Genomic DNA, 26,734 nt, shown 5'->3' with positions numbered 1-26,734 from the left:
GCGTCCCATCGTCTACTCCTCCTTGAGTGGTTGATTGCGGGATGCCTCTGCCGAGGGCGTGATCAGTTGCAGGAGCACGTCGATCCCGGGTGGTTCGGTCCACACGTGCGTTGCTCCGCCGAGGTGGATGGGCGCCGCGATGGGTTCGGGACGACCGGGGCCTCGGATCAGACAACCCGACAGCTCTGGACCACCGGGTCCCCGCAGTCGGAGAGCCACGTGGTCGAGCGCCGCGGGGCGTGCACCGAGGACGCGGTCGAGAGCGGCCTCGTCATGGAGCGTGTACAGCTCGATCGCGGCCCCGGAGATGCCGAGGAACACCGCGCTGAGGTCGAGGTCCGGCGCCTCGAACCGCCGGACGACGCCGACGTCGAACCTGTCGGCCCAGGCCGCCGCAGCCGCCGGAAGGTCACGTACGAGCACGCCGACGTGGTCGAGTTCCGGGCTGCCCGTGGGCCTGTCGGCGTCGGCCGGCCGGCCGGCACTCGCGTTGCCGACATCTGTGCTGGACTGCATGGTGGACGTCCTGTTCCGGTCCGCTACGACGTGCCCGAGGCCACGAAGTGCGGGACGAGACCGGCCGCCGGCTCGGTCCACCGCTGCGTGACCACCTTCGCTCGCGTGAAGAACCGGTAGGCGTCGTAGTTCAGGCCGTCGTCCCCGAACCGCGAGTCACCCCACCCTCCGAATCCGAACCAGGCGGTCGGCAGTGGGATGGGCACGTTGACGCCGACGCTGCCGGTACGCACACCGCGGGTGAACCGCCGCGCGGCGGGCCCGCTGGTGGTGAAGATCGATGAGCCGTTGCCGTAGGAGTTGGCGTTGACGATGTCGAGGGCGTGATCCAGGTCGTCGGCGCGCACGACGCTGAGCACCGGCCCGAACACCTCTTCCCTGTACAGCTCACTGGCGACGTCCACGTGGTCGACCAAGCTGGGGCCGATGAAGTAACCAGGGCCCGGGGCAGGGAGATCGCGACCGTCCACGACCAGTTGCCCTCCTTGCTCGGCCGCACGCTGGAGCGCCCCACGGACTCGGTCGAGGGCTGCGCCGGAGATCAGCGGACCCATGTCGGAGTCGGGCCCCGTACCGGGCCCGACCTTCAGGGACGCGATCCGCTGGGCGGTCCTGGCGGTGAGCGTGTCCGCCGCCTCACCGACGGCGACCGCGACGGTGATCGCCATGCAACGTTGTCCGGCCGCGCCGTAGGCGGCCGAGACCAGGGCGTCCGCTGCGGCGTCGAGGTCGGCGTCGGGCAACACGACCATGTGGTTCTTGGCGCCGCCGAGAGCTTGGACCTTCTTGCCGGCCGCGGCACCTCGCCGGTACACCTCCCGTGCAACCGCGGTCGAGCCGACGAACGAGACCGCCGCGACGTCCGGATGGTCCAGCAACGCGTCAACCGCGTCCTTGCCGCCGTGGACGACGTTGAACACCCCGTCGGGCAGGCCGGCATCCTGCAGCAAGCGGGCCAGCCGCACGGCCACGGTGGGGGCCTGCTCGCTGGGCTTGAGGACGAACGCATTGCCACAGGCGAGCGCGGCGCTGAACATCGACACCGGCACCATCGCCGGGAAGTTGAACGGGGTGATGCCGACGCACACGCCCAGCGGCTGCCGGAACGAGTACGTGTCGACACCGTTGGCCACCTGGTCGGCGTACTCGCCCTTCAGCTGCTGGATGACGGAGAGGGCGACGTCGACGGCTTCGACCGACCGGGCCAGCTCACCCTGGGCGTCCGCGAGCGTCTTGCCCTGCTCGCGGGTGATCAGCGACGCGAGCTCGTCGCGGTGCTCGAGCAGGAGCGCCCGGAACCGGTGCAGTACCGCCGTCCGTGCGGGGGCCGGAGTGGCAGCCCAGGCCCCCGCCGCGGATCGAGCGCTGAGCACGGCCCTGCCCACGACGTCCGCGCCGCCCAACTCGACGGCGCCCACCATGCGTCCGGTCGCCGGGTCACGGATCTCGTGACGCAGACCGTCCGCCGGCGCCACCACGGCTCCGGCGATCCAGTGCGGCACCGTGTCGAGTGCCAGATCGATGCTCACCGCTGCTCCTCCGTCCCTCGTCGCGGGCTCGTTCAGGCCTTGGCATCGCGGGGATGGGCGAGCTCCGGGAAGATCTCCACCCCGTAGTTGACCAGGAGGTTCTCGGCCTCGGCCCGGAGCTGTTCCGGGGTCTGCAGCTCTCGGTCGCGTGCGGAGTAGAAGTACTTGTCGATGCCGCCGTCGGGCTCGAAGCGGTCGACGTCCGGCCCGGGCACGAACACCACCAGGATGCGGGCCTGCTCGCCCACCACCTCGTAGGTGTGGCGCTCATTCTTGCGCCCCCAGACGAACTGGCCCTTTCCAGCGCTGTACGAGCCTTCCTCGGTGTGGATCCTGATCTCGCCATCCATGACGAAGAAGCCCTCCTCCTCACGGTGGTGGGTGTGCCACACGGGCTCGGTGCCGCGCTTCCAGTCGGTCTCGATCACGATCAGCTGGCCGTTGGTGGTCTCGCCGGTCGCGTGGATCCAGAAATCGACACCGGTCATGAAGTCGCCGGTCATCGTGAAACCGATCTGGTCGCGGCGTGAAACGTAACTCTCGCCGTTGCGGGTGTCGGCCGGCTGGATCTGCGCGACGTCCGATGTGGATGTCATGAACATTCCTCCTCGTCTCGGTGCCGCAGTGACAAGCGGAGCACTGCGTCCTGCGGCGATGAGACTAGACAGCATGCCGTCTGTCGTCAACGGCAAGTTTGTTTTTATCGACGCACTGTCTACTCCTTGAAGACGCTGCTCAGCGTCTGTGGAGCGACCGCTCCGGGGCTCAGCCCGGCACGATGCCCGAACCTGCACCGCGCACCCCACGCTCGAATCGACAGGCTGTTGACTATGACCGACGCCTCGTGCACTATCACCGCACCGGACGCGGGAAGCGTCCCGGACACAACAAACGGAGGCGACGACATGAGCACGCACAGCGCCAATCGCAAGGTGGTGGAGCAGTTCTGGGCTGCGCTCGACGATGGTCCACCACGTGGAGCGGAACTCGAATCCTGGAAGAACACCTTCGCAGACGACGGGGTGTGGGAGATGCCGTTCGCGAGCGATCCCCTTCCCCGGTCCGTCCCGGGTCGGCATCTGATCGGACACTTCGTCGACTGGTTCTTCACCGCCGCGCCGGATCTGCGCATCGTGTCGTCGGTCATGCACGAGACGAGCGATCCGGAGCTGTTCATCCTGGAGCTGCGCGGAGAGGCGCACCTCTCCCTGAACGGCAACACCTATGCGAACAACTACTGCACCCACATGCGCATCCGGAACGGCAAGATCGTCCTGTTCCGTGAGTACTTCGACCCCGAGGAGGTCGTACGCGCCTTCGGTCGCGACGAGATCGCCAAGGGGATCGGCCAGGTCATGGCTGCGGCGGGAATCCAGGCCGACGGAACTCAGGAGGTCGTTCGATGAAGCTCGTACCGGAACTCACCTACAGCGCCCAGCTCAGCCCGCCCCAGGTCGTCGGGCCGGGCCCCTACGGTCTCCGGCAGGTCCTCTCCGTGACCGGCGGCAAGGTCGAGGGCGAGAGGCTCAGCGGAACAGCGGGTGATGGCGGTGGCGACTGGATGCTGGTGGGGAACGACGGCTTCGCCCGGCTCGATGTGCGCGGGCAGTTCTGCACCGACGACGGCGCGGTCATCTACCTGAGCTACCTCGGACTGTTCGAGCTGAACGAGGCCGCCCTGACCGCGATCAGCGGAGGTACCACCGGCACCGACTACGGAGACAACTACTTCGTGACGACGCCGCGCCTGGAGTGCGGAGATCCGAGGTACGCCTGGGTGAACCAGAGCGTGTTCGTCGGGCAGGGACGCGTCCGGCCCGGTCCCACGGTGGAGTTCAGAGTCTTCCGGGTCGAGCCGTGACCGCCCCCGGCCGGACAGAGGCCCTGCGCCGGTAGGGGTCCGCACTCATGAGTCCGCTGCATCCCCAGGTTCGACACCTGGTCGCGACACTGGCCACGAGACCCCCGGCGGCCCCCTGGGAAGTTCCGATCACCGCGTACCGGGAGGCTGGCGAGCGGCTCGCCGCTCTGGCCGGCCCACCCGATGACGGATGTGCGGTGACGGACCTGACCATCCCGGTCCGCCGCGGGTCGGTCGACGCCCGGCGCTATCGTCCCCCCGGCCAGACCGTGGGCCCGGCAGTGCTCTACCTGCACGGGGGTGGGTTCGTGCGGGGCAGTCTCGACAGCCACGACCGGCTCTGTCGGGCTCTGTGCGTGCGGGGCGGGCTGGGTGTGGTGGCTGTCGCCTACCGCCTGGCACCGGAGAACCGGTTCCCAGCCGCGCACGACGACGCACTCGATGCCCTTCGTTGGGTCAGCGAGCACGCCGGTGAGCTCTCGATCGATGTCACCGCGCTCGCGGTCGCCGGTGACTCGTCAGGAGGCATGCTGGCAGCCGCGACGGCATTGGCCACCCGGAGCGGGGGCCCACCACTCAAGGCCCAGGGACTAGTGTGTCCCGCGCTCGACGCCACCATGAGCAGCGGATCGGTGGATCGCTACCACGCCGGCCCCATCCTCACCCGCGAAGCACTCGCCTGGTCCTACGACCAGTACATCCCTGACACCGACGACCGGCGATCAGCGCGAGCCTCTCCGTTGTTCGAGGAGAACCTCGCGGACGCCCCGCCCGCAATCATCATCAGCGCTCAGATCGACCCGGTCGCGGACGACGCACGTCGCTACGCTGCGGCCCTCGCCGCTGCGGGGGTCGCAGTCGACACCCACGAGTACGCCGGCATGCCACACAGCTTCGTGCTGCTCACCGGCATGCTCGAGGACGGCGACCACGCCCTCACCACCTTCGCCACCGGCCTGGCGGAGCTCCTGAACTCGGGCTGAGCCGTGGCGGAGCGAGGCAGGTGATGGCGCCAGCGGGAGTACCGGAGCTGACGAAACGGGTCGGACCTGCCCCTCATCCGGGAACGGCGGGCACCGCCCGGCCCTGCCCGCCGTTCCCGGCACCGAGGGCGTCGGTCGTGTCGACGGCGTGGGTCACGGTGTCGATCCCGAACGCATCGGCGAGCGGGTGACCGTTCCCACCGTGGTCCACGGCACCTGGCAGGACCAGCTCTTGGTCGACGACGGCGGCGCCATCGGGGTCGATTCGGCGGCCGACGTCCTCCAGCCGGCGATGCTGGGCATCCACCCGATCACGGCCGACCTCCTGCTCCGGAACTTCGTCGACCTCTCCCCGGGCGCCTGGGTCGCGCAGAGCGGCGGCAACTCGGCCGTGGCCCGCTACGTCATCGCGCTGGCCGCGGCGGCCGGCCACCGCACCCTCAGCGCAAGGCGCCGGCCCGAGGTCGCGGCGGAGCTGCTCGAGTCGGGCGCCGACGCCGTCGTCGTCAGCGGGCCGGACCTGCGTGCGCAGCTGGAGCGGGTGCTCGGCGGCGAGCGGATCTCGCTGCTGCTCGATCCCATCGCGGGCGACGTGGTCACCGAGCTCGCCTCCGGGGCCACCCTGGAGATCGTCGCCGCGTACGCCCGGCCGGCCCCGCTGGTCGCCGACGGCTCACTGCGCGCGCCCGTCCCGGCCACCGATCCGCTGCAGCAGTTCCAGGACGCCCTGCACCACGCCGCTCAGCCCGGTGGCGCCGGGAAGGTGCTCGCCGTGATCGGGAAGACCCGGTGCGGCCGGGTCGCGTACTCGCGCAGATGAGACCTCCGCAGCCTGCCGCCGGAGACCTCCACCAGGTTGCCATCGCCGCCGACCCGCCGGCACCCGGGGCCGGCAGCAGGACACAAGAAGCACGACGCCTCGTGGGACGGAGGAGGGGGCCGCCGTCCGCCCGGCCGTGTACCGGGAGCCTGACGCGATGAGGAGGCGAGTGTGCCCGCGACCGACCCCCGCCGGCCGGACGTGCCCCGCCCCGCCGCGGGTGCTTGACTCGGCCCCATGAGGATCTTCTTCACCGGCGGCAGCGGCAAGGCCGGGCACCACGTCGCGCCCTACCTCGCCTCCCGCGGCCACCAGGTCACCAACGCCGACCTCACCCCGCTCGGCCACGGCGACGTCACCGACCTGCGGGTGGACCTCACCGACGCCGGCGACGTCTACTCGGCGCTGGCCGGCGTCCCGACCCAGGACGACCTCGACGACCCCCGCCCCGAGCCGTACGGCGGGTCGGCCTACGACGCGGTCGTCCACTTCGCCGCGGTCCCCCGCCCGCTGCTCACCTCCGACCGGGCCACCTACGCGACGAACGTCCTCGCGCACTACAACGTGCTGGAGGCCGCCACCGCCCTCGGCATCCGCAAGATCGTGTTCGCCTCCTCGGAGACGACCTACGGCGTCTGCTTCGGGCGCGGCGAGCGCAAGCCCCTCTACGTCCCCGTCGACGAGGAGCACCCGGTCGTCCCCGAGGACTCCTACGCGATGTCGAAGGTCGCGGGCGAGGTGACCGCCCGGTCGTTCCACGCCCGTACCGGCGCCGACGTCTACGGCCTGCGCATCAACAACGTCATCGAGCCCCACGAGTACGCCGAGCTCTTCCCGGCCTTCCTCTCCGACGCGGGCCTGCGCAGGCGCAACCTCTTCGCCTACATCGACACCCGCGACCTGGGGCAGCTGACGCTGCGCTGCCTGGAGACCGACGGGCTCGGTTACGAGGTCTTCAACGTCGGAGGCGCCGACATGTCGGTCGCCGCCACCACGAGCGAGATCATCGACCGGTTCTACGGCGGGGTGGAGGTGCGCCGCCCGATGGGGCGCGACGAGACGTTCTACTGCATCGACAAGGCCCGCCGGATGCTCGGCTACGAGCCGCAGCACTCCTGGCGCGACGTGCTGCCCGACCCGGGAGCCTGACGGGCGCCCCGCACCCGCACTCAGGGGCTCCCGAGTGCGGTCTCCGCCGCGATCCGCCCGAAGCAGAACGCCTCGGACAGGTTGGCGCCGTCGGCCGGGTAGAGCATGCCGATGGGCTGGCCGAGTTCGCCTGCCGCCAACAGGCCCGGGATCACCTCGCCGTAGGGGTCCAGGACGCGCGCGCCGGCGTCGCGGCGCGGACCGCCGGAGGTGTTCGAGCCCCCGGGGTACAGCGGCACGCAGTAGTACGGCGGAGCGAGCGGCACGAGGGTCTCCGGGGCGCGGCCGAGCGGGTCGCTCCCCGCGGCGCACGCGGCGTCGTAGTCGGCGACCGCGCGGTCCAGCGACGCCGGCTCGGGCATGCCGACCGCGGCGCCCGCCTCGGCCGGGGTGGCGCCGGTGCCGATCCAGCCCCGCTCGATCTCGGCCGCGTTGTCGGGGCTCCAGTCGTAGAGGCCGACCCGGCACGCGCCGATGTGGGTCAGGGTCAGCGGGCCCTTCGCCAGGCGGCGCTCGTCGAACACCCAGTAGCTGGGGATGCGGGGGTAGCTGCCGCTCTCGTAGTCGTAGTGCAGCATCTCGTAGTAGTAGCCGTGGAGCAGCTTCGCCTGCATCGTCTCGTCGGCGTAGCGCCGGCCGTGCCGGTCGGTGATCAGGTAGCCGGGCGGGTCGATGTCGATGATGAAGTCCAGCCACCCGCCGTCGAGCGGGAAGTGCCCGATCGCCCGCCCCACCATCTGGTTCATGTGCCAGAGGTCGGCGCCGACGGCCTGGGCCATCCGCAGCCCGTCGCCGGTGTTGCCCGGGTTGCCGTAGAAGTGCACCGGGTAGGCGCGCAGGTGGTCCTGCTTGGCCCGCTCGTCGAACTCGTAGCCCCCCGAGCACAGCACGACGCCGTGGCGGCCGGTGACGTCGCCGGCCGCGGTGCGCACCCCGGCCACCCGACCGTCCTCCACGAGGAGCCGGGTGGCCGGTGACGACCAGCGGACCTCCACGCCGCGGCGGTGCACGGCCGCGAGGAGCGCGGCGAACAGCGTGTCGCCCGAGCCGGCCCCCGGGTCGAGCCGCCGCGCCGCCGCGCCCGGCTGCCCCACCGAGATCGTCGACGCGCCCGGCAGCCCGGGGTGCTCGGCCGTGCCGATCGGCGAGAGCGCGACGCCCGCGGTGTCGGCCAGCCACGCGGCGAGGTCGACGGCCCGCTCGGACCACGCGGCGTTGACCGGCGGCGGGATCATGCCCCCGGAGCACGCGTCGAGGTAGCGGGCGGCCGCGGGCGCGTCGTCGGCCAGCATGACCAGGCCGCCCGACATCCGGGTGCTCGGCGTGTGGGCGTGCTCCGGCTGCTTCTCCAGCACCACGACCCGCGCCCCGGCGTCGTGCGCCGCGATCGCGGTGGCCGCGCCGGCCCCACCGAGCCCGACGATCACCAGGTCGTACCCGTCCGACACCGTCACTCCCCCCGCAGCAGCGTGTGTGGAGATTAGTCGTTAGACGTATAACGTCACAAGGCGCAGCAGCCTCCAGGACGGGAGCCGAGATGCCCGACGAGCCCACCGCCTCCGCCGAGCGGGCGGTCGAGCGCTTCCTCGCCGCCGTGCACGACCGCGACGCCGACGCGGCCGGGGCCTGCTTCGCCCCCGGCGCCCGCTACCGCAACGTGCCGCACCAACCGGTGGTCGGCCCGCAGGGCGTCGCCGACCTCCTGCGCCCGGTCCTGGTGCGGTCCGAGGCCGTGCACTGGGAGGTCGTGACCTCCGCCTACGCCCCGGGGCGGGCCTGGCTCGAGCGCGTCGACCGGTTCCGCGTCGACGGCGTCGAGCACGCCGTCGCCTGCAACGCGGTGGTCGAGGTCGACCCGGGCACCGGGCTGATCACCGAGTTCCGCGACTACCTCGACCTCGGCGAGTGGCGCGCCCGGACCGCGGGGGTGTTCGCATGACCGCCCCACCGAGGACCCCGCGCGTCCGCCGCTTCGGCGTCGGCCTCTACACGGGGCAGAAGGCCGGGGGCGCCGACTACGCCGACGCCGCCCCGCTCGCCGTCGCCGCGGAGGAGGCCGGGTTCGACTCCTTCTGGGTCACCGAGCACCACGGCCTGCCCGACGGTTACCTCCCCTCCCCACTCGTGCTGGCCGCCGCGCTGTCGTCGGTGACCTCACGGATCGCGCTCGGCACCGGCGTGCTGCTCGCCCCGCTGCACCACCCCGTGCGCCTCGCCGAGGACGCCGCCGTCGTCGACCGTCTGAGCGGCGGGCGGCTCCTGCTCGGCCTGGGCATCGGCTACGCCGAGCACGAGTACCGCGCCTTCGGTGTCGACCCCGCCACCCGCGGCGCCCGCCTCGACGCGCTCCTCGCGGCCCTGCGCGACGCCTGGACCGGCGAGCCGTTCGACTCCCCCGGCCTCGGCCTCGCCGGCGTCCGCATCACCCCCACCCCCACCGGCCATCTCCCGATCTGGATCGGCGGCTACGCCCCCAGGGCCGTGCGCCGCGCCGGCCTGCTCGCCGACGGCCACCTCGTCGGCAAGGGCGAGCGCCACATCGTCACCGCCGCGTCCGAGCAGCTCGCGCAGGTGCGCGACCCGGCCGACCCCGGCTTCACCCGCGCCGTGAACGTCACCTGCGTCCTGGACACCGACGACGGCGGCGGCACCGCCGCACGCCGGGCGTTCGCCGGGCAGCAGCGCGTCTACGAGCGCATGCAGGCGGGGCGCGAGGTCTACGCCGGACTCGTCCCGGACCCCGAGGGCGCCGGTTCCACAGGAGGGGACGGCCTGACCGCCGGCGGCATCGACCGCCACATCCAGGCCTCGGGCGACCCCGACCAGGTCACCGCCACCCTGCTCACGCTGCTCGACGACCTCGCCGCCTGGGCGGACGTCCACCTCGTCCTGCGGTTCCTGTTCCCCGACCCCGACCTCGACGCCCAGCTGCGTCGCGTGCGGGCCTTCGGCGAGCAGGTCCTGCCCGCACTCCGCACCCACCACGCCCCGGAGGTCCACCCGTGACGCACGCACTCCCCGTCGAGGACCGGCTCGCGGTCGCCGACCTCCTGGCCGACTACTGCGAGCTCGTCGACGCCTACGACATCGACGCCGTCGCCCTGCTCTTCACCGCGGACTGCGTCACCGACTACGGCCCCGGTCGCGGCGGGCGCGTGGCCGGCCGCGACGCCGTGCGCGACCGCATCGCCGCCGGCCAGGCGCAGTTCCGCCGCACCCACCACCAGCTCGGCCAGAGCCGGCTGCGCCCGCGCGACGCCGGCGCCGACGCCGGTCCCATCGGGGCCGTCGACGCCCTCACCTACGTCACGGCCATGCACGAGGAGTGGGACGGGCGGCAGTGGCGGGCACACCTGCGCTACGTCGACGTCGTGGTCCGTACCAGGGGCGGGTGGCTGCTGGCCGAGCGCCGGGTGCACGCCGCCGTGATCGACGGACGGCCCGAGATCGAGTGGGTGTGGGTGGAGCGGCGCACCCCCTGACCGGGCCCCGGGTCAGGTGATGTCCAGCAGCCGGGCGAGGTTGCCGCCGAGGACGGCGTCGGTGTCGTCGTCGGACAGGCCCAGCGCCCGGATCACCTCGATCTCGGCGGCGGGGTCGGCCATCGGCCAGTCCGAGGCGAACACGATCCGTTCCGCCCCGTGCTTCTCGATCGCGGCCCGGACCCGCTCCGGGGCGAGCATGGCCAGCGAGGGCGGCCACGACGTGTCGAGGTGCACCGGCAGCCCGACGACGGTCTCGACCGCCTCCTCGAAGCGCTTGTACCCGCCGAAGTGGCACGCCACGACGTCGAGCCGGGGGAACTGCCGCACGATCTCGGCGAGCATCGCGGGGCTGCACCGCTCGCCGGGGTCGGTGCCCGCCGCACCGACGTGGATGATCACCGCGAACTCCCCGGACATCGCGTCGAGGGTGGCGAGCAGCCGCGGGTCGTCCAGGCGCAGGTCCTGGAACATCGGGTGCACCTTGGCGCCCCTGAGCCCGTGGGCGCGCAGGCTCGCCACGTTCTCCTCCGGCGACAGGCCCGGGTGCACCGACCCGAAGCCGACGAACCGCGAGGGGTCCAGGGAGCCGGCGAACCGGTTGGCGTTGTCCACCCGGTCCGGGGTGTTCGCCACGCCCAGGCAGACCGAGCGGTCCACCCCGGACGCGGCCATCACCTCGGTGAGGCTGCCGACCGTGCCGTCGCCGAACCTCTTCAGATCCGCCGGGGAGCCCGCGATGGCCTTCTGCGCCACCCGGTCCGGGTAGACGTGGGTGTGCCCGTCGATGATCACAGCTTGTTCACCTCTCCGCCGTCGAAGACGACCACCGAGCCGGTCATGAAGTCCGACAGCGGGCTCGCCAGGTAGCAGACCAGCGGCCCGAACTCCTCGGTCCGGCCCATCCGGCCCGCCGGGATCTTGCGCAGCCGTCGGGTCAGGGTCTCCGTGTCGTCGAGGACCGCGGACTGGGCGTCGGTCTCGAACGCGCCGGGCGCGATCGCGGTGACCTGGACGCCGAACCGGCCCCACTCCGCCGCGAGCGCCTTGGTGAACTGCAGGACCGCGCCCTTGGACGCGGAGTAGGACACCAGCACCGGCTTGCCGTTGATCCCCGACGTGCTCGCGATGTTGATGATCTTGCCCGAGCGCTGGGCCAGGAAGTGCCCCCCCGCGGCGCGCGAGAGCACCGCGGGCGCCCGGACGTTGACGTCGAACACCTCGTCCCACTGCTCCTGGGGCTGGTCGACGAACCGCCCGGCCGGGGCGATGCCGGCGTTGTTGACCACGACGTCGAGCCGCCCGAACCGCTCCACGGCGAGGTCGGCCAGCGCCGCCACCTCCTCGGCGGAGCGCATGTCGACGGTCGCGATCGCGATCCGGTCCGGGGCGGTCGCCTGCAGCTTCTCCAGTTCGCCCGTAGAACGGGCCACGGCGAGCACCCGGACGCCCTCGGCGACGAGCGCCTCGGCGGCGGCGCGGCCGAGGCCCCGGCTGGCGCCGGTCACGATCGCGACCCGGCCCTCCAGGTCGAAGTCCATGTCGTTCCTCTCGGATGGGTGAGTACCGGCTCAGATGTCGAGCACGAGCTCGTCGTCGAGCGAGCGGGAGACGCAGATCAGCATGATCTCGCCGCTGTCCTGCTCGTCGTCGGTCAGCAATGAGTCGCGGTGGTCGGGGCGCCCGGCGAGCACGTCGGCCTCGCACGTGCCGCAGGTGCCCTCCCGGCACGACGACGGGACGGGGGCTCCCGCGTCCTCCAGCACCTCGAGGATCGAGCGCTCGGGCGGCACCACGACCTCGATCCCCGCCCGGCTGCACACGACCCGGAACCCCGCCGCCCGGACCGGCTCGCCGACCTCCTTGGGCGCGAACCGCTCGACGTGCAGCGCGCCGTGCGGCCATCCCGCACACCGCTCCTCGACCGCCCGCAGCAGCGGCTCCGGGCCGCAGCAGTAGATGAGCGTCCCGTCCTGCGGGGTGCCCAGCACGTCGTCGAGCGGGAGCAGCCCCAGGCTGTCCTGCGGCCACAGCCGCACCCGGTCACCGTGCTCGGCGAGCTGCTCACGGAAGGCCATCGACGCGCTGCGGCGGCCCCCGTAGAGCAGGGTCCACTCGGCGCCCAGCGCCTGCGCGGCGGCGATCATCGGCAGGATCGGGGTGATCCCGATGCCCCCGGCGACGAAGACGTAGCGCGGGGCCGGGCCGAGCCCGAAGTGGTTGCGCGGCCCGCGCACGACGAGCGTGTCCCCCACCGCGAGCCCGTCGTGCACCCGCGCCGACCCGCCGCGGCCGTCGGGCTCGCGCAGCACCGCGACCCGCCACGTGTCGCGCTGCTCCGGGTCGCCGCACAGGGAGTACTGGCGTTCGAGGTGCTCGTCGAGCACCAGGTCGACGTGCGCTCCCGGGGTCCAGGCGGGCAGGTCGGCACCGTCGGGGCGCCGCAGCGTCAGCGCGACGACGTCCTCGGCCACGGACTCGCGGGCCACCACCACGACCGGGAGCTCCTGCTCCGCCGCGGCGCGGGCCGCGTTCGGGGCGGCCGGCCCGGTCACGGGGCCGCCGACGCGGTGGCGATCTCGACGACGACCCGCTTCGCGATCTTGCCGACGGCGTTCTTGGGCAGCGAGTCGAGCGTGATCACCCGCTCCGGGACCTTGATCGTCGGCAACCCGGCCGCGCGGCAGTGCTCCTGCAGCCCGGCCTCGTCGACCGACGCCCCACCTCGCAGCGCGACGGCGGCCAGCACCGACTCGCCCCACTCCCGGTCGGGCAGCCCGACCACCGCGGCCTCCAGCACCGCGGGGTGCGAGTAGAGCACGTTCTCGATCTCCGAGGGCGTGATGTTGTAGCCGCCCCGGATGATGAGGTCCTTCTTGCGGTCGACGATGTAGAGGTAGCCCTCGTCGTCGAACTGCCCGATGTCGCCCGAGTGCACCCACCCGTCGACCAGCGTCTCCGCGGTCTTCTCGGGGTTCTTGTGGTACCCCAGCATCGTGTACGGGGTGTGGAACAGGACCTCGCCGCGCTCGCCGGGGGCGCAGTCACGGCCCTCGTCGTCGACCACCCGGACGTCGGTGAGGAACGAGGGGCGCCCGGCGGACGCGGTGAGCCCCGTGCGCCCCGCCGCGATCAGCCGGTGGTCGTCCTGGCGCAGCATGGTCGCGATCGAGGCGACCTCGGCCATCCCGTAGAGCTGGCTGAACACCGGCCCGTAGCGCTGCACGAGCTCCGTGACGCGGTCGTGCGCGATCGGCGCGGCGCCGTAGCCGATCGAGGTGAGCGTGGCCAGCTCGGCCGCAGGGATCCCGGCCTCCAGCAGGCGGTAGAGCATCGTCGGCACGAGGTAGCTGTGCGTCGCGCCGCGCCTGGTCGCCTCGGCGGCGAACTGGCCGGGATCGAAGCCGCGTGCGTCGAGGAACCCCACCGCGCCCCCGAGGAAGAAGGTCGGCGCCAGGGTGATCTGCACGCTGGAGTTGTGCGGGATAGCGGTGAGCCAGCGCGAGGACGCCGACATCCCGTACTCCAGCCCCGCGACCATGGCGTGCGTCGCGACGGCCCGGGCGTCGAACAGGATGCCCTTGGGCGCCCCGGTCGTGCCGCTGGTGTAGACGATGCAGAACTCGTCCTCGGGGCGGCGGGCGTGCACCGTGGGCGGCGGCGCGGACGAGGCGGCGAGCAGTGACCCGTAGCCGGCGTCGGACGGGTCGTCGACGTCGAGGACGGCGAGGTCGAACTCCACGGCCAGCTCGGCGGCCAGCTCACGGAAGGGCGCCTCGGTGACCAGTACGCGGGCGCCGGCGTTGCCGAAGATCGACCGGTACTCCTCGGGGCTCATCCGGAAGTTGAGCCCGCAGTAGACCGCCCCCGCCTTCGCGCAGCCGGCGATCGCCTCGGCGACCTCGAGCCGGTTGCGCAGCAGCACCGCGACCCGGTCGCCCGGGCGCACCCCGAACCGGCCCTGCAGCGTGTTCGCGAGCCGGTTGGTGCGCTCGTCGAGCTCGGCGTAGGTCAGCGAGCGGTCGCCGTCGAACGCCGCGATCGCCCGCGGCGTGTTCCGGGCGTGCGCCAGTACGGCGACACCGATGTCCATGTCGTCCTCTCGGGTACTGCTTCCGTGCAGCAGGTGCGTGCGGGGCCGGGCGGGTCAGACGTAGAGGACGATGTGGTCACCCTCGGCGCGGACGTCGTAGACACGGACCCGCAGGCGCCCCATGTCCAGCAGCGGACGCCCGGTGTCGAGCCGGAACTCGTACCCGTGCCACGGGCACACCAGGTACTCGTCGTGCCGGCCGTAGGAGTACTCGTGCGGCGCCGAGTCCTCCATCGTCCCCTTGACGACGCCCTCGCAGAGCGGGGCGCCGTGGTGCGGGCAGTTGTTCATCAGCGCGTGCAGGCGGCCGTCGACGTTGAGCACGCCGATGGACCGGCCGTCGATCTCCACGATCTTGCGGCTGCCCGGGGGCAGCTCGCCGACGGTGGCGACGACGTGCGGGGTCCCCTTGGGCATGGTGGCGCGCGCGGTGGCGGTGTCAGTCAAGACGGTCTCCGTAGACGGCGCGGGGCGTGTCGACCTGGATGGCGCGGCGCAGCTCGGGCGAGAGGCCCTGCAGCGCCCGGTCCGGGTTGTCGAAGTCCCAGTGCGGGTAGTCCGAGCTGTACATCAGCACGCGGTCGGCGTGCAGCATCTCCATCAGCGGCGCGAGGTGGCGCGGGTCGTGCGGCTCGATGAAGGGCTGCGTGGTGAAGCGGATGTTGCCGAGCAGGTACTCCGACGGCGGCTTGGTCAGCCACGGCACCTCGTTGCGCAGGCCCTTCCAGTCGCGGTCGAGCTTCCACATCACCTCCAGCGCCCACATGAAGCCGCCCTCGGCGATCACGTGGGTGAGGTTCGGGAACTTCTCGAACACCCCGTGGCAGATCATGCTCAGCGTGTTGGACTGGTGGATCTGCCCGAGCGCGGTGTGCCACTCCAGGTAGAACGTCGGCGTGCCGGCCATCTGCGGCGCCTTCGCGAACACGTTCTCGGTGCCGCTGGGGTGGGTCACGATCGGCAGCTCGTGGCGCGCGCAGGCCTCGTAGATCGGCCAGTAGTGCTTCTCCCCCATGAGGATCTGGCCCAGCGGCATGAACACCGCGACGACGCCGTCGCGGCCCGCCATCCGGTCGATCTCGGCGACGGCGGCCTCCGGGTCCTGCGGGGCGACGACGATCGCGCCACGGAAGCGCTCGTCGACCTGCAGCCAGCGCTCGCACATCCACTCGTTGTAGGCCGAGGCGATCGTGGCCGCGACCATGCCGTCGGGCATGGCCCCGATGCCCAGGCACTGGCCCGACAGCAGCACGGAGCGGTAGATCCGGTGCGGGTCCAGCAGCTGCTGCGCGACGAACTCGGGGTCGGTCGCCGGTGGCATGCCCGGTCGGGCCGCGTCCTCGCGGTAGGCACCCGCCGGGTTGATGTAGAGGTAGTCCAGCGGCAGCGTGAACTGCGCCGCCGCCATCCCCTTCGCCCAGTCGGCGCCGCTGATCCCCAGGCGGGTCCGCCACGTCTCGGTCATGTACGGCATCAGGTCGCGGATGCCGTTGACGAAGTTGGGGTGCACGTCGGAGTCGATGACCCCGTTGCGCTTCAGGTCGAACCGGTCCGAGGCGCCGCGCGGCGCCCCGGACGTGGTCGTCGTGTCGGTGGTCGTCGTGTCGATCGTCGTCACTGCCGATCTCCCTCCGGTGGTGGTGGTGCTGGTCAGCGGGCGCGTCCGAGGAGCGCCGCGTTGTAGTACTGGGCGCCGGAGCCGGCTCCGGCGGCGAGGGCGACCTCGGCCCCGGCGACCTGCCGGGGGCCTGCGGTGCCGCGCAGCTGGCGGACGGCCTCGACGATCTTCAGCGTGGGGGCGCCCCAGCCGATGTGGCTGAAGCTCAGCAGCCCGCCGTCGGTGCAGGTGGGCAGCTTCCCGTCGGGCCCGATCCCCGTGGCGAGCGCGAAGTCGGTGCCCTCTCCGGTGGCGCAGAAGCCCAGCGCCTCGAACTGGCGGGCGACCTCGAGGGAGTTGACGTCGTAGAGCTGGGCGACGTCGACGTCCGACGGGCCGAGCCCGGCCTGGCCGAACGCCTTGGCGCCGGCGTCGGAGCCCAGCGACCAGACCTCGTCGTAGCGGGCCGGGTCGACGTACTGCTGGCGGGCCCACTCCATGCCCGCGCCCAGGAGCACGACCGGGGGGTGCGGCAGGTCGCGCGCCCGCTCCAGCGTGGTCACCACGATCGCCGCTCCCCCCTCCGAGGCCAGGCACAGGTCCAGCAGCGTGAACGGGTCGACCACGGGAGGCGCGGTGAGCACGTCGTCGGCGGTGTACGGGCCGCGGCCGTGCATCACGGCCTCGGGGTTGGCCGAGCCGGTGGTGCGGATCGTCGCCGCGATCTCCGCGGCGCCGCGGCGCGCGTGCGGGAAGCGGGCCAGGTGCCGCTGGGCGACCAGCGCGAAGTGGGTGGCCGTGAACGCACCGAACGGCTCCACGAACTCGTTGCCCGGCCGGGTGTAGGAGGCGACGGTGCCGCCGCCGAGCACCCCGGCCTGCCCGCCGGTGATCAGGACCGTGGTGGCCTGCCCGGTGAGGATCGCCCCCGCGGCGTCGACCAGCGCGGGGACGCCCTGCGGGTAGGAGTCGCCGATCCACCCGACCGGCACGCCGAGCAGGGTGGACCAGTCGGCGGAGCCGGGGGCGAGCTCGGTGCCGCCGGGGCCGGGCCAGCGGGCGGCGATGCCGTCGACGTCGGTGTGCCGCAGCCCGGCGTCGGCCAGCGCGAGCTTCGCCGCGTCCAGGGCCACCTGCAGCGAGTTCCGGTCCGAGCGCTTCACCTGCGGCGTCAGCCCGACACCCACGACCGCGACGTCCGAGAGCCTCACGACCGGACCTCCCGGAACGCGGGCAGCGTGCGGCCGCCGCGCTCCTCCCAGGTGATCTCCACGGCGGCGCCGATCGCGGGCAGGGGCTCGCCGACCAGCGTCGCGAGCATGCTCCAGCCCTCGTCGAGGTCGACGATGCCGAGACCGAACGGCACCGCGAACCCCGGGCCGGGCGGCCTGTGCACGACCGTGGCGCTGTAGACGCGGCCGCGTCCCGTGCTCGGCTCGTAGGCCCAGTCCTCCGACAGGCACGCCGGGCAGGCGACCTGCGGGGTGAAGAAGTTGCGCCCGCACCCGCGGCAGACGGGGCGGACCAGCTCGTGCCGGGCCGCCGCCGCCCAGAACGGCGCGGTCAGGGCGGGCGCACCCGCTGCGTCGACGGCGGTCATCCGCCACCCACCAGGAGCAGGTGCGCGGCCTCCTTGACGGTCATCCCCACCGCGACGCCGCGCCGCGCCGCGGCCTCGTTGTGCGCGCTGATCAGGCCCATCTCGTAGCCGAGGAAGGCGTCGCCGATCGGCGCGGTGGTGCCGTCGATGCAGGCGCCCGCGAGCCCCGCCTCGTCGGCGGTGACCAGACCGGCGATGCCCGACCGGTTCTTGCTCATCCCGCCGTCGTGGCAGATGAAGCCCCACGGCCGCGCCTCGAGCAGGAACTTCGCGCCGCTGCGGCCGGTGTGCCCGGCGGTGACCAGCACCGACGTGTCCTCGTCCTCGGGGTAGGCCCAGACGATCGAGTCGGTGACGACGACGCGACGCCCGCTCCCGTGGGTCTCCACGACCTCGCGGCGCACCTTGTTGCCGACCGTGGTGTCGGTGGGCTCGTTGTCCAGCAGCACGTCCGCCGCCTCGGCGACGGTCATGCCGGCCTTCACCCCACAGGTCTCGGCCACGTAGTTGACGTGCTTCACGACGCCGGAGCGGTAGAGGTCCTCGCCGTTCCCCATGTCGGCGGTCATGCCGTCGGCGGTCGCGGCGGGGATGCCGAGCGCCTCCAGGTACCACAGGCCCGCGATGCCGGCGCCGTCCTTGCCGACGCAGGCGTCGTGGCCGATGACGCCGCGCGGCCGGTGGATCGCGACCATCCGCGCGGGCAGCACCCCGATGTAGGACGCGGGCACGACGACGTCGCGATCGGTGTTGCGGGCGTCGACGTAGCGGGCGGAGTCCATCGTGACGACCCGACGGCCGTCGCGCTCCACCACGATCTCCTGCGGGTGGTCCTGCTCCCGCTCCAGCAGCGTCTTGCTCATCGGATGGTCCTGACGTCGTCGACAGCGGCTCGGCCGCACGTCGCGGCGACCTAATCTAGGGATATCATTAACAGCTGATGCGATCCTAGACGGAAGTGGCCGTGATCACCAGACGCGACGGTCCGAAAAGGCGGGGAGGCCGCCCCGGCGTTCCGGGACGGCCTCCGCTCTCCTGGCGCCGCACGGGCTCAGGTCGCGTACATCTCCCAGCTCAGGACCTCGTCCATCTGCCGCTGGTAGTGCCGCTCGAAGTAGACGAGCGTGTCGTCCATGTGCTTGCGCATGGCCGCCTCGGCGCGGGCGCCCTCGCCGGACTCGATGCCCGTGCACACCTCGTCGTGCGCCTGCCACACGAGCTTGCGGAACCGGCGCGGGTAGTCGACGCCCAGCACGGTGCCGTCGGTGATCCAGTGCAGCGAGTTGATGCAGTAGCCGAACAGGGCGTTGTCCGATCCCCAGGCGACGAGGTCGTGGAACCGCCGGTTCTCGTCGAGGAACGCCTCGCGGTCGTCGAGGCTCGCCCCCATCGCGTTCACCGACCCGCGCAGGTCGGCCAGCAGCCCCGCGTCCCCCCGCTCCGCGCAGAGCCGCGCGGTGATCGGCTCCAGCAGCTGGCGGGTCTCGATCACCGCCCGGAACGGGGTGTCGGCGAACTGCATCAGCAGCGCGAGGGTGCTGGCGAGGTGCCGCGAGTCCGGCGAGGTCACCACCGGCCCGCCGCCCGGTCCCGGGCGGATGGTCAGCACGCCCTGCAGCTCGAGCACCCGCAGCGCCTCGCGCAGCGTGTTGCGCCCGACGTTGTAGGTCTCGAGCATGTCCCGCTCGGGCGGCAGGTGGGCGCCCGCCTGCAGGTTGCGGTCCTTGATCTCCTTGACGATGCGCTGCGCGATCACCGTCGCCCGCTTGGGAGGCATCCCCGACGGACCGGTACGCGGCGCGACGTCCCTGCGTGCGGCGGTCATGCTCACTCCCCTGGCGGTGCCGATATCGTCATCATCGTACTCAGGGATGCCTGTCATCCCGGCGACCCCGCCACGGGCGCCCCGCGGCCTCGACTCGCGGAGCGCAATTCAGTATCATAGTACTCATGGACTTCACCGAGAAGTGGTTCGGCCTGGGCACTGCCGAGCGCGCGCTCCAGGACGAGGCCGCGGCTCTCACCGCCTCCGTCGCGGACATCGCGGCCGAGGCCGACGCGATGAGCGAGATCCACCCGGGGATGCGGGAGGCCCTGCGGGCCAGTGGCCTGGCCGCCCTGATGGTGCCCTCCGAGTTCGGCGGCCGCGGCGCGCAGGTCGACCCCCTGGCCGTCTGCCTGGTCCGCGAGGTCCTCATGAAGGGTTCCTCGCACCTGGACTCCATGTTCGCCCTGCAGGGCATCGGCAGCTACGCCATCACCGTCGGCGGCACCGAGGAGCAGCGCCGCCACTGGCTGCCGCGGGTCGCGTCCCTGGAGACCCTGGCCGGGCTGGCGCTCACCGAGGAGAACGCGGGCTCCGATCTCAAGAACGTGTCGACCACCGTCACCGAGAAGAACGGCGAGCTGGTCGTCCACGGGGAGAAGTCGTTCATCTCCAACGCCGGGGCGGCCGACTTCTTCGTCACCCTCGTCAAGGAGGAGCTCGACGGCGGCCCCGCGCTCTCGCTGGTGCTCGTCCCGTCCGACGCTCCGGGCGTCAGCACCCGGCCCAGCCCGGAGCTGATCGCGCCGCACGTGCTCGGCGACGTGGGCTTCGACGGCGTCGTGCTGCCGCCGGAGGCGCGCCTGGGTGTGCCCGGCAAGGCGATGTCGCTCGTGCTGAGCACCCTCGCGGTGTTCCGGGTGTCCGTCGCCGGCGCCGCGGTCGGGCTGGCCACCGGCGCTCTGGAGGAAGCCGCCCGCCACGCCCGCACCCGCGAGCAGTTCGGCCGCCCGCTGCTCAAGCACGGCCCCGTCGCCCAGCTGCTCGCCGACTCCTGGAACGACGTCGAGATGGCCCGGCTGCTGACCTACCAGGCCGCCTCCGCCGCCCGCGAGGACGCGCGCGGGGCGCTGAACCGCTCCTCGATGGCCAAGGTCGCGGCCACCGAGGCCGCGAGCCGGGTCGTGGACCGCTGCGTGCAGGTGATGGGCCGCTGGGGCCTGGTCGCGAACAGCCCGATCGAGCGCTACTACCGCCAGGCCCGGCCGATGCGCCTCTACGAGGGCGCATCGGAGGTGCTCAAGCTCGGCATCGCCACGACGCTGTGCGCCGAGGTGGACTGAACGGCGGCGCCCCGGCCCTCCGGCCGGGGCGTCGGGGTCAGCCCGGCATCGCGACGCTGCCGCCCAGCGCCCGGATGAGCTCGACGGGGTCGAAGTACTCCGCCAGCCGGACCACCAGTCCGTCGCGGACGGTGAACCGGCTGATGTAGCGGTTGCGGTAGGGCAGTCCGGTGGGCAGGACCGTCGAGTCGCTGGTGTACTCGGCGACGAACTCACCGGGCTGCTGCAGCGCCTGGATCTCGTGGTCGGCGAACCTCATCGGGGCCACCAGGTCGGGAAGACCCGCGAACCACTCCGCGGCCGCCGTCCTGCCCTCGACGATCCGCGGGATGCCGTCGGGTGCGTACGGGATGTGCAGGACGATCTCCGGGTGGAAGGTCGCCACGATCGCCGCGACGTCGAGGACCGAGACGGCGTCGAGGTAGGCGCGGACGACGGCTGCGCCGTCGGCGGGGTCGGTCACGGTCACGGTTCTCCTCCTCAGAGCGCGCGACCGACGAGGCGGCCCTCGCGCACGGCTTCGGTGATGGTGCGGGGAGCGACGGCGTCGCCCGCCGCCAGGACCGTCGTGTTGCGCAGGACCGGTGTGAGGTCGTCCCGCACGCGGTTGCCGGAGGCGGTGACGACGACATCGGCCGGACGGTCGAACTCGACGCCCGACAGCGTGTCCCGGAAGTGCACGACCTGCGGGCCCACACCGGTGGCCGCGGCGTGCACCAGGAACTCGACACCCTTGCGGGCCAGCCGGGTGTGCATGGTCATCAGCGTCGCCGAGTCCAGGCCCGACCCCGCCGACAGCTTCCCCGTCGCGACGACGACCTCGGCGCCGGCGTCGGCGAGCACCTCCGCCGGCAGGTAGGCCGGGAAGTGCCCGACCTCGTCGACGACGACGACCCGCCGGCCGGTCCAGTCCTCGTCGCGGGCGGCCAGGGCCTCGTGCGGGGTCAGGACGCGGGTCCCCTCGACCGGTACGGAGGGTTCCCGGGCCGTCGAGCCGGTCGCGACGACCACGGCGTCGTACCCGTCGAGGGACTCCGCGGTGGCGCGCACCCCGAGCCGCACCTCGACACCCAGCCGCTCGAGCTCGCCTGCCTGGAACTCCACGATCTCGGCCAGCTCACGCCGCGCCCCGGTCGACGAGGCCAGCGGGACCTCGCCGCCGAGCGACCCGGTCGCCTCGACCAGGACCACCTCGTGACCGCGCTCCGCCGCGGTGATGGCGGCCTCCATCCCGGCCGGGCCGCCACCCACCACGGCGACCCGCATGCGGCCCTCCGCGGCCGGGAGCGTGCCGAGACCGAGCTCGGCCTCCCGGCCGACCGCCGGGTTCACCGAGCACGTCAGGTGCCGCGCCAGGTAGAGGTTGCCGAAGCAGCCCTGGTTGCAGCCGATGCAGGGGCGCACCGTCCCGGGCGCCTCCTGGATCTTGTGGACCCACTCCGGGTCGGCGATCTGGGCCCGGGTGACGGCGACGGCGTCGGCCTCGCCGCCGGCCAGGATCCGCTCGGCGTGGGCCGGGTCCTTGATCCGCCCGACCGCGATCACCGGGATGTCGACGGCCTTGCGGATCGCCGCGGCGAAGGGCACGAACACGCCGTGCTCGACGTCCATCGGCGGGACGATCATGTGGTTGTGGGCCGAGGTGCCGGCGCTGACGCTGAGGTAGTCGACCAGCCCGGTCTCCTCGATCCGCCGCGCGATCTCCACGTAGTCGTCGGAGCCGAGCCCGTCCTCGCGCAGGTCGGTGCCGTTGAGCCGCACGCCCAGGACCCGGTCCTCGCCCAGGCCCGCCCGGGTGCGCCGCAGGCCCTCCAGGAGGAAGCGCATCCGGTTCTCCAGCGAGCCGCCCCAGCGGTCCGTGCGACGGTTGTTGACCGGCGAGAGGAACTGGACGGGCAGGTACTCGTGGGCGGAGTGGAACTCCACCCCGTCCGCACGGGAGAGACCCACCATCCGGGCGGCCTGCTCGTAGCCCGCGAGCAGCTCCTGGATCTCGGCCTCGGTCATCGCGTGCGGGACCTCCGGGGAGATCGCGCTGCGGACGTCGGACGGCGCCCACAGGGGACGGAACGAGTCGAGCGAGGGCATGCGCGACCCGCTGTGCGCGAGCTGGACCCACACGGCGCAGCCGTGCTCGTGCAGGCCGTCGGCCAGCCGGTCCAGCGATGGGACGATGGTCTCGTCGTAGGCGAGCAGGTAGTTCGGGAACTTCGGCGCGGTCGGGTGGATCGCCGCCCCCTCGACGACGACGGCACCGGTGCCGCCCTTGGCGCGCTCGAGGTAGTAGCGGTACATCTGGTCGCCGACCACGCCACCGGACGACATGAGCGTCTGGTGCCCCGGGAAGACGATCCTGTTCTTGAGCCGCAGCCGTCCGTGGGACAGCCCGGCCGCCAGGTGCGGGAAGCGCACGGCACAACTCCAGGTGGTGGGAGCCGGTCCACCCCTCGCCCGAGGGGTGGACCGGTGGACGTCAGGATCGCAGGAGCGGGACGACCTCCTTGCCGAAGCGCTCGACGTCGGTCCGGTAGTCCTGGAAGGTCATCAGGATCCCGGACACCCCCTCGACGGCCCCGAGCGCGCGCAGCTTCTCCGCCACCGTCTCGGCGCTCCCGGCGATCGTCGGGAAGCTGAGCATGAAGGTGTCGGAGTTGTAGTAGATGTTCTTGGTGGCCGCGTCGTCACCGTCGCCGTACTCGCGGCCCGCCAACCCCGCGACGGTCTCGTAGTCCTGGTTGCTGCGCCAGTCCTCGATCGCCTCCTCCGCCTCGGCGTCGGTGTCGCGCAGGACGATCGTGTAGAGCGCGTGCATGCCGCACCGCCGACCCGCGGCGGCGGTGGCCTTCTGCAGCCGGTCGTTCCACTGCCGCATCTCGTCCGGGTCCAGCTTGCCGATGGCGAGCTGGTAGTCCCCGAACTCGGCGCAGAACTGCGTGCCGCGGTCCGACTGGCCCGCGCAGACGATCTCGATCGGGTGCTTCGGGGTGGGGCCCAGGTGACAGCCGTCCATCTGGAAGTACTGGCCCGTGAAGTCCGACCGCCCGGTCTCCCATAGCTCGCGCACGATCGTCGCGTACTCCGTCGCGTGGTCGTAGCGCGTGCTGAAGTGGTGGTCCCCGGGCCAGATGCCCATCTGGGAGTACATCCCCTTCTCCAGCCCGGACACGATGTTGAGCCCGAACCGGCCACCGGAGATGTCGGAGATCGTCTGCGCCTGCTTGGCCGCCAGCGGCGGCGGGGTGGTGAGGGTCGCGATGGACCCGTACAGCATCAGCCGCTCGGTGACCGCGGCCAGCCCGGCCATGATCGCGAAGGAGTCGGCCGTCTCGTGGAAGTGCTTGGTCGGCCCCGCGAACCCCACCAGCTGCACGGTGGAGAGCAGGAAGTCGAAGTCGTACGCCTCCGCGGTGAGCGCCGCGTGCTTGATCAGCGACCAGTCCGGGGAGAACTTCGGCGAGGTGTGCGAGATGACCCAGCCGTTCTGCATGGTCGGGAGGGCGAGTCCGAGCTTCATGTGCGTCCTCCGCGTCTCAGCTGAAGACCGACTCGGAGAGCTCGTCGTAGAGCTTCTCCGACGGGTCGAGCTTGCGGACCGCGGTCGGGGCCGGGTCGAAGTAGACGAGCTCGCTGATCAGCTTGGGCTCCGGCCCGTCGGAGAACGGGAAGAACCAGGCGAGCCGGCTGCTGACCAGGTAGGAGGCGCTCGGGTCGTCGACCGGCACCACCGGCACCTTGTCGCCGGGGAAGGCCTGGTGCCACGTCCCGTGCGCCGCGATGCCCCAGTCGGCCACCGCGAGGTGGTCGATGTCGAGCTGCAGCACGTTCGTGCCGTCGTCGACCATGCCCTGGTAGAAGCCGCGGATGGCGTCGAAGTCCGGCAGCTCCATGTAGGCCCCGAGGCCCCAGAACTTGTAGACCCCGCCCTCGGCCACCGTCTCGAGCACCTTGTCCGGGTAGCCGAGCACCTCCCACTTGAGGTGCTCCTTCATCGTCTCCAGGATCGCCTTGTGCCGCGGGTTGTCCGTCTTGCGCGCGGCCTCGTCGTAGCTGTCCCAGCCCTTTTTGAGATCGAGCACGGCCATGGTGGTGCACCAACTTTCGTGGTTGTGGTGGGATCCGGTGCGGTGTACGAGAACAGCATCAGCACGCTGATGCTGATAACGATGACCCTAGACTTTCGTGTCGCCCGTCACGGTGTCAACCCCCTGCGGGGCGCGATCGGCCGGGGTGTCCGCGATGGCCTGGGCGGCGAGGAACCCGTACGCCATCGCCCTGCTGAGCGAGTAGCCGCTGTTGTAACCGACCCCCGCCGCCGCGCGTGCCGAGCACTCCCCGGCCGCGTAGAGCCCGGGAACGGGCGCGCCGGCACCGTCGAGGACCCGGCCGTGGTCGCCGGTGCGCACGCCCGCGGCGGCGATCCCGGTGTTGAGCAGACGCATCCGCATCCCGAAGAACGGCGGATCGGAGACCGGGCCGACGTTGGGGTTCGGCGCGTGCCGCCCGTCCCCGCGGAACTTGCGCACGGACAGGTTGGTACCCCGCCCGAAATCGGGGTCCACGCCCTCGGGCGCGTGCCGGTTGAACCGTGCGGCGGTCGCCTCCAGCGTCTCCGGCGGCAGACCCAGCTCCCGTGCCAGGTCGGCGAGCGTCGCGCCGCGCTCGACCAGTCCGGCCGGGTACTCGCCGCCGGGCGGCGTCGCACCGAGGCCGTACCGGCGGTGGTGCCGGGAGTCCCAGATCATGAAGAAGGGGAGGTTGCCGCCGCTGTCGCCGTCGGACAGGGCGGCGGCGACGATGCGGCTGTGGAAGGAGTCGTCGCAGAACCGCTCACCGAGGGAGTTGACGAGGAAGGTGTGCGGGAGGCAGTGCTCGTAGCAGGCGCGGAAGCCCGTGTCCCCCTCGAACGCCGGGACGTCCAGCCGGTACCCCGGCAGCACCGGGGCCGCCCACGCGGGCAGCGAGTCCGGCGACCCGCCCACCTGCTCGACGAGCGCGATGGCGTCGCCGGACAGCGTGCCCGGGGCGACGCTGCCGCCGTCCTCCGGCGGGATTCCGGTGAACTTCGCCGTGAGCTCCTCGGACCAGTCGTGCGCGCCGGTGGCGAGGACGACCCGGCCGGTGACGACCTCCTCGCCCTCGGGCCCCCGGACACGGACCCCGGTCACCGCGCCGTCGGCCACGACCAGCCCGACGACCTCGTGCCCGGTCCGGACGTCGACGCCGTGGTCGAGCACGCCGCGGAAGAACGCCGCGGCGATCCCGGTGCCGAACGTGAGGACGTCCGCGTCCCGACGGCGGGCGACCAGGTCCCAGTCCCACTCCGTCTTGCTGGACAGCCCGCCCCAGGCGAACATCTCGGCGTAGGTGATCCCGACCGGGAAGTGCGGGCTGACCAGCAGCCGGTCCCGCTCCGGCCCGAGCGCCCCGCCGTCGAACGGCGCCCCGGTCAGGTAGCGGCCCGCCGGTCGCGACCCGGGCAGGTCGGGGAAGTAGTAGTCCGGGTAGTCGGGGATGACCTGCCAGGAGATCACCCCGGCGTCCTCGAACCAGCGCGCCGCGGTGCGGGCCCCCTCGATCCACTGGGCCGCGAGGTGGTGGTCGAGGGACGCCTCGTCCCGCGAGGCCGCCGCGGCGACGTAGGCCAGGGTGTCGGCGACGGAGTCCGACAGGCCCTCCCGCTCGGCGACGTGGTTGCCCCCCACCCACACCTGACCGCCCGAGTAGGCCGCCGCGCCACCGACCCGCGCGCCCTTCTCGAGCAGCACGACGTCCAGCCCCCGCGCGGCGGCGGCGATCGCGGCGGACATCCCCCCGATCCCCGCACCGACCACGACGACATCGGTCACCATCGACCCCGCATTCATAGTTAGGATATACCTAGATTGTTGCTCGTTCGTCAGCCCTGTCAAGGAGCCCACCGGGATCTGCGGCGGTTACGCTGCGGGGGCTCGACGACGATGCGAGGAGGCACCGTGACCGGCACGCTGTTCGACGGG

The 26,734-nt window shown here is 72.3% G+C and carries 28 protein-coding genes; 9 read left to right on the top strand and 19 right to left on the bottom strand.

Translation table 11 applies throughout. The features are described from left to right. Positions 1-12: 12 nt before the first annotated feature. Genes I4I82_RS25515 through I4I82_RS25505 form a run of 3 tightly spaced genes read right to left on the bottom strand, consistent with a single transcriptional unit; the run spans position 13 to position 2,641 of the window. Positions 13-516 carry a VOC family protein gene (locus tag I4I82_RS25515; protein WP_218591104.1) on the bottom strand — a complete coding sequence of 168 codons (504 nt, stop codon included), beginning with the start codon at positions 514-516 and terminating at the stop codon, positions 13-15. A gap of 23 nt (positions 517-539) precedes the next feature. Further along, complete coding sequence (locus I4I82_RS25510) at positions 540-2,045, bottom strand: CoA-acylating methylmalonate-semialdehyde dehydrogenase (protein ID WP_218591105.1); 1,506 nt, start codon at positions 2,043-2,045, stop codon at positions 540-542. Positions 2,046-2,077: 32 nt separating this feature from the next. Next, the gene (locus I4I82_RS25505) at positions 2,078-2,641 is read right to left on the bottom strand and encodes a cupin domain-containing protein (RefSeq protein ID WP_226370246.1); all 564 of its coding nucleotides are present in this window, start codon (positions 2,639-2,641) and stop codon (positions 2,078-2,080) included. Between the two features lie 309 nt (positions 2,642-2,950). On the opposite strand from I4I82_RS25505, the gene I4I82_RS25500 reads away from it, so the two are divergent. From I4I82_RS25500 to I4I82_RS25480, 5 genes are all read left to right on the top strand, one after another. Then, positions 2,951-3,451: a nuclear transport factor 2 family protein gene (locus tag I4I82_RS25500; RefSeq protein WP_218591107.1), complete on the top strand. Its 501-nt coding sequence runs from the start codon at positions 2,951-2,953 to the stop codon at positions 3,449-3,451. Next, on the top strand, positions 3,448-3,906 hold the full coding sequence (locus I4I82_RS25495) for a DUF3237 domain-containing protein (protein WP_218591108.1): 459 nt from the start codon (positions 3,448-3,450) through the stop codon (positions 3,904-3,906). Before I4I82_RS25500 ends, I4I82_RS25495 begins: the two co-directional genes overlap by 4 nt. Positions 3,907-4,103: 197 nt before the next feature. Then, entirely contained in the window at positions 4,104-4,889 is a 786-nt protein-coding gene (locus I4I82_RS25490; RefSeq protein WP_218591109.1) for an alpha/beta hydrolase, read from the top strand. Positions 4,890-5,076: 187 nt separating this feature from the next. Continuing rightward, the gene (locus I4I82_RS25485; RefSeq protein WP_218591110.1) at positions 5,077-5,709 is read left to right on the top strand and encodes an MDR/zinc-dependent alcohol dehydrogenase-like family protein; all 633 of its coding nucleotides are present in this window, start codon (positions 5,077-5,079) and stop codon (positions 5,707-5,709) included. A 237-nt stretch (positions 5,710-5,946) separates the two neighbouring features. Further along, positions 5,947-6,858 carry an NAD-dependent epimerase/dehydratase family protein gene (locus I4I82_RS25480; protein ID WP_218596075.1) on the top strand — a complete coding sequence of 304 codons (912 nt, stop codon included), beginning with the start codon at positions 5,947-5,949 and terminating at the stop codon, positions 6,856-6,858. A 20-nt stretch (positions 6,859-6,878) separates the two neighbouring features. On the opposite strand, the gene I4I82_RS25475 is transcribed toward I4I82_RS25480, so the two are convergent. Next, positions 6,879-8,306 (bottom strand): FAD-dependent oxidoreductase, encoded by a 1,428-nt coding sequence (locus I4I82_RS25475; protein WP_218590724.1) that lies wholly within the window; start codon positions 8,304-8,306, stop codon positions 6,879-6,881. Between the two features lie 89 nt (positions 8,307-8,395). Between I4I82_RS25475 and I4I82_RS25470 the strand changes: the two genes are divergently transcribed. From I4I82_RS25470 to I4I82_RS25460, 3 genes are read left to right on the top strand one after another with little or no spacing between them, the layout of a single operon-like run. Beyond that, entirely contained in the window at positions 8,396-8,797 is a 402-nt protein-coding gene (locus tag I4I82_RS25470) for a limonene-1,2-epoxide hydrolase family protein (protein ID WP_218590725.1), read from the top strand. Next, a complete protein-coding gene (locus I4I82_RS25465; protein ID WP_218596074.1) occupies positions 8,794-9,864 on the top strand; it encodes an LLM class flavin-dependent oxidoreductase in 1,071 nt (356 codons plus the stop codon). Before I4I82_RS25470 ends, I4I82_RS25465 begins: the two co-directional genes overlap by 4 nt. Continuing rightward, complete coding sequence (locus I4I82_RS25460; protein WP_218590727.1) at positions 9,861-10,340, top strand: nuclear transport factor 2 family protein; 480 nt, start codon at positions 9,861-9,863, stop codon at positions 10,338-10,340. The genes I4I82_RS25465 and I4I82_RS25460 overlap by 4 nt, the downstream gene beginning before the upstream one ends. Positions 10,341-10,352: 12 nt before the next feature. Here I4I82_RS25460 and I4I82_RS25455 read toward each other — a convergent pair whose 3' ends face one another. The 10 genes from I4I82_RS25455 to I4I82_RS25410 all read right to left on the bottom strand — a co-directional run bounded on the left by I4I82_RS25455 (position 10,353) and on the right by I4I82_RS25410 (position 19,455). Further along, on the bottom strand, positions 10,353-11,135 hold the full coding sequence (locus I4I82_RS25455) for an amidohydrolase family protein (protein WP_218590728.1): 783 nt from the start codon (positions 11,133-11,135) through the stop codon (positions 10,353-10,355). Then, positions 11,132-11,881, bottom strand: a complete 750-nt coding sequence (locus tag I4I82_RS25450) for an SDR family NAD(P)-dependent oxidoreductase (RefSeq protein WP_218590729.1) — start codon at positions 11,879-11,881, stop codon at positions 11,132-11,134. Before I4I82_RS25450 ends, I4I82_RS25455 begins: the two co-directional genes overlap by 4 nt. Positions 11,882-11,911: 30 nt before the next feature. Then, entirely contained in the window at positions 11,912-12,895 is a 984-nt protein-coding gene (locus I4I82_RS25445; RefSeq protein ID WP_218590730.1) for a PDR/VanB family oxidoreductase, read from the bottom strand. Beyond that, on the bottom strand, positions 12,892-14,433 hold the full coding sequence (locus I4I82_RS25440) for a class I adenylate-forming enzyme family protein (RefSeq protein ID WP_218590731.1): 1,542 nt from the start codon (positions 14,431-14,433) through the stop codon (positions 12,892-12,894). Before I4I82_RS25440 ends, I4I82_RS25445 begins: the two co-directional genes overlap by 4 nt. Before the next feature lie 54 nt (positions 14,434-14,487). After that, positions 14,488-14,880 carry a Rieske (2Fe-2S) protein gene (locus I4I82_RS25435; RefSeq protein WP_225920682.1) on the bottom strand — a complete coding sequence of 131 codons (393 nt, stop codon included), beginning with the start codon at positions 14,878-14,880 and terminating at the stop codon, positions 14,488-14,490. After that, positions 14,873-16,051: an amidohydrolase family protein gene (locus tag I4I82_RS25430; RefSeq protein WP_218590732.1), complete on the bottom strand. Its 1,179-nt coding sequence runs from the start codon at positions 16,049-16,051 to the stop codon at positions 14,873-14,875. The genes I4I82_RS25435 and I4I82_RS25430 overlap by 8 nt, the downstream gene beginning before the upstream one ends. Positions 16,052-16,083: 32 nt before the next feature. Continuing rightward, positions 16,084-17,241 carry a thiolase family protein gene (locus tag I4I82_RS25425; protein WP_218590733.1) on the bottom strand — a complete coding sequence of 386 codons (1,158 nt, stop codon included), beginning with the start codon at positions 17,239-17,241 and terminating at the stop codon, positions 16,084-16,086. Next, positions 17,238-17,630: a Zn-ribbon domain-containing OB-fold protein gene (locus I4I82_RS25420; RefSeq protein WP_218590734.1), complete on the bottom strand. Its 393-nt coding sequence runs from the start codon at positions 17,628-17,630 to the stop codon at positions 17,238-17,240. The genes I4I82_RS25425 and I4I82_RS25420 overlap by 4 nt, the downstream gene beginning before the upstream one ends. Beyond that, a complete protein-coding gene (locus I4I82_RS25415) occupies positions 17,627-18,493 on the bottom strand; it encodes a hypothetical protein (protein ID WP_218590735.1) in 867 nt (288 codons plus the stop codon). The genes I4I82_RS25420 and I4I82_RS25415 overlap by 4 nt, the downstream gene beginning before the upstream one ends. Positions 18,494-18,681: 188 nt before the next feature. Beyond that, on the bottom strand, positions 18,682-19,455 hold the full coding sequence (locus tag I4I82_RS25410; RefSeq protein WP_218590736.1) for a FadR/GntR family transcriptional regulator: 774 nt from the start codon (positions 19,453-19,455) through the stop codon (positions 18,682-18,684). 125 nt (positions 19,456-19,580) lie between these two features. On the opposite strand from I4I82_RS25410, the gene I4I82_RS25405 reads away from it, so the two are divergent. Next, complete coding sequence (locus I4I82_RS25405) at positions 19,581-20,738, top strand: acyl-CoA dehydrogenase family protein (protein WP_218590737.1); 1,158 nt, start codon at positions 19,581-19,583, stop codon at positions 20,736-20,738. A gap of 37 nt (positions 20,739-20,775) precedes the next feature. On the opposite strand, the gene I4I82_RS25400 is transcribed toward I4I82_RS25405, so the two are convergent. The 5 genes from I4I82_RS25400 to I4I82_RS25380 all read right to left on the bottom strand — a co-directional run bounded on the left by I4I82_RS25400 (position 20,776) and on the right by I4I82_RS25380 (position 26,584). Beyond that, on the bottom strand, positions 20,776-21,207 hold the full coding sequence (locus tag I4I82_RS25400) for a nuclear transport factor 2 family protein (protein ID WP_218590738.1): 432 nt from the start codon (positions 21,205-21,207) through the stop codon (positions 20,776-20,778). A gap of 11 nt (positions 21,208-21,218) precedes the next feature. Further along, a complete protein-coding gene (locus I4I82_RS25395; protein ID WP_218590739.1) occupies positions 21,219-23,150 on the bottom strand; it encodes an oxidoreductase in 1,932 nt (643 codons plus the stop codon). 61 nt (positions 23,151-23,211) lie between these two features. Further along, positions 23,212-24,252 carry an LLM class flavin-dependent oxidoreductase gene (locus tag I4I82_RS25390; RefSeq protein ID WP_218590740.1) on the bottom strand — a complete coding sequence of 347 codons (1,041 nt, stop codon included), beginning with the start codon at positions 24,250-24,252 and terminating at the stop codon, positions 23,212-23,214. A gap of 16 nt (positions 24,253-24,268) precedes the next feature. Further along, positions 24,269-24,820 (bottom strand): hypothetical protein, encoded by a 552-nt coding sequence (locus I4I82_RS25385; protein ID WP_218590741.1) that lies wholly within the window; start codon positions 24,818-24,820, stop codon positions 24,269-24,271. 87 nt (positions 24,821-24,907) lie between these two features. After that, entirely contained in the window at positions 24,908-26,584 is a 1,677-nt protein-coding gene (locus I4I82_RS25380; protein ID WP_218590742.1) for an FAD-dependent oxidoreductase, read from the bottom strand. Positions 26,585-26,734: the final 150 nt, after the last annotated feature.

Source organism: Pseudonocardia oceani, assembly GCF_019263585.2.
Lineage (GTDB): Bacteria > Actinomycetota > Actinomycetes > Mycobacteriales > Pseudonocardiaceae > Pseudonocardia > Pseudonocardia oceani.
The sequence above is the reverse complement of the archived record's forward strand: the minus strand, read 5'-3'. Positions and strand labels throughout refer to the sequence as shown.

What these genes read in the sequence shown, in the direction of transcription:
- I4I82_RS25415 (WP_218590735.1), bottom strand. Translation starts at nt 18,493, where the DNA reads ATGAGCAAGACGCTGCTGGAGCGGGAGCAGGACCACCCGCAGGAGATC.
- I4I82_RS25405 (WP_218590737.1), top strand. Translation starts at nt 19,581, where the DNA reads ATGGACTTCACCGAGAAGTGGTTCGGCCTGGGCACTGCCGAGCGCGCG.
- I4I82_RS25385 (WP_218590741.1), bottom strand. Translation starts at nt 24,820, where the DNA reads ATGGCCGTGCTCGATCTCAAAAAGGGCTGGGACAGCTACGACGAGGCC.
- I4I82_RS25500 (WP_218591107.1), top strand. Translation starts at nt 2,951, where the DNA reads ATGAGCACGCACAGCGCCAATCGCAAGGTGGTGGAGCAGTTCTGGGCT.
- I4I82_RS25450 (WP_218590729.1), bottom strand. Translation starts at nt 11,881, where the DNA reads ATGGACTTCGACCTGGAGGGCCGGGTCGCGATCGTGACCGGCGCCAGC.
- I4I82_RS25470 (WP_218590725.1), top strand. Translation starts at nt 8,396, where the DNA reads ATGCCCGACGAGCCCACCGCCTCCGCCGAGCGGGCGGTCGAGCGCTTC.
- I4I82_RS25390 (WP_218590740.1), bottom strand. Translation starts at nt 24,252, where the DNA reads ATGAAGCTCGGACTCGCCCTCCCGACCATGCAGAACGGCTGGGTCATC.
- I4I82_RS25410 (WP_218590736.1), bottom strand. Translation starts at nt 19,455, where the DNA reads ATGACCGCCGCACGCAGGGACGTCGCGCCGCGTACCGGTCCGTCGGGG.
- I4I82_RS25480 (WP_218596075.1), top strand. Translation starts at nt 5,947, where the DNA reads ATGAGGATCTTCTTCACCGGCGGCAGCGGCAAGGCCGGGCACCACGTC.
- I4I82_RS25495 (WP_218591108.1), top strand. Translation starts at nt 3,448, where the DNA reads ATGAAGCTCGTACCGGAACTCACCTACAGCGCCCAGCTCAGCCCGCCC.
- I4I82_RS25420 (WP_218590734.1), bottom strand. Translation starts at nt 17,630, where the DNA reads ATGACCGCCGTCGACGCAGCGGGTGCGCCCGCCCTGACCGCGCCGTTC.
- I4I82_RS25515 (WP_218591104.1), bottom strand. Translation starts at nt 516, where the DNA reads ATGCAGTCCAGCACAGATGTCGGCAACGCGAGTGCCGGCCGGCCGGCC.
- I4I82_RS25505 (WP_226370246.1), bottom strand. Translation starts at nt 2,641, where the DNA reads ATGACATCCACATCGGACGTCGCGCAGATCCAGCCGGCCGACACCCGC.
- I4I82_RS25440 (WP_218590731.1), bottom strand. Translation starts at nt 14,433, where the DNA reads ATGGACATCGGTGTCGCCGTACTGGCGCACGCCCGGAACACGCCGCGG.
- I4I82_RS25465 (WP_218596074.1), top strand. Translation starts at nt 8,794, where the DNA reads ATGACCGCCCCACCGAGGACCCCGCGCGTCCGCCGCTTCGGCGTCGGC.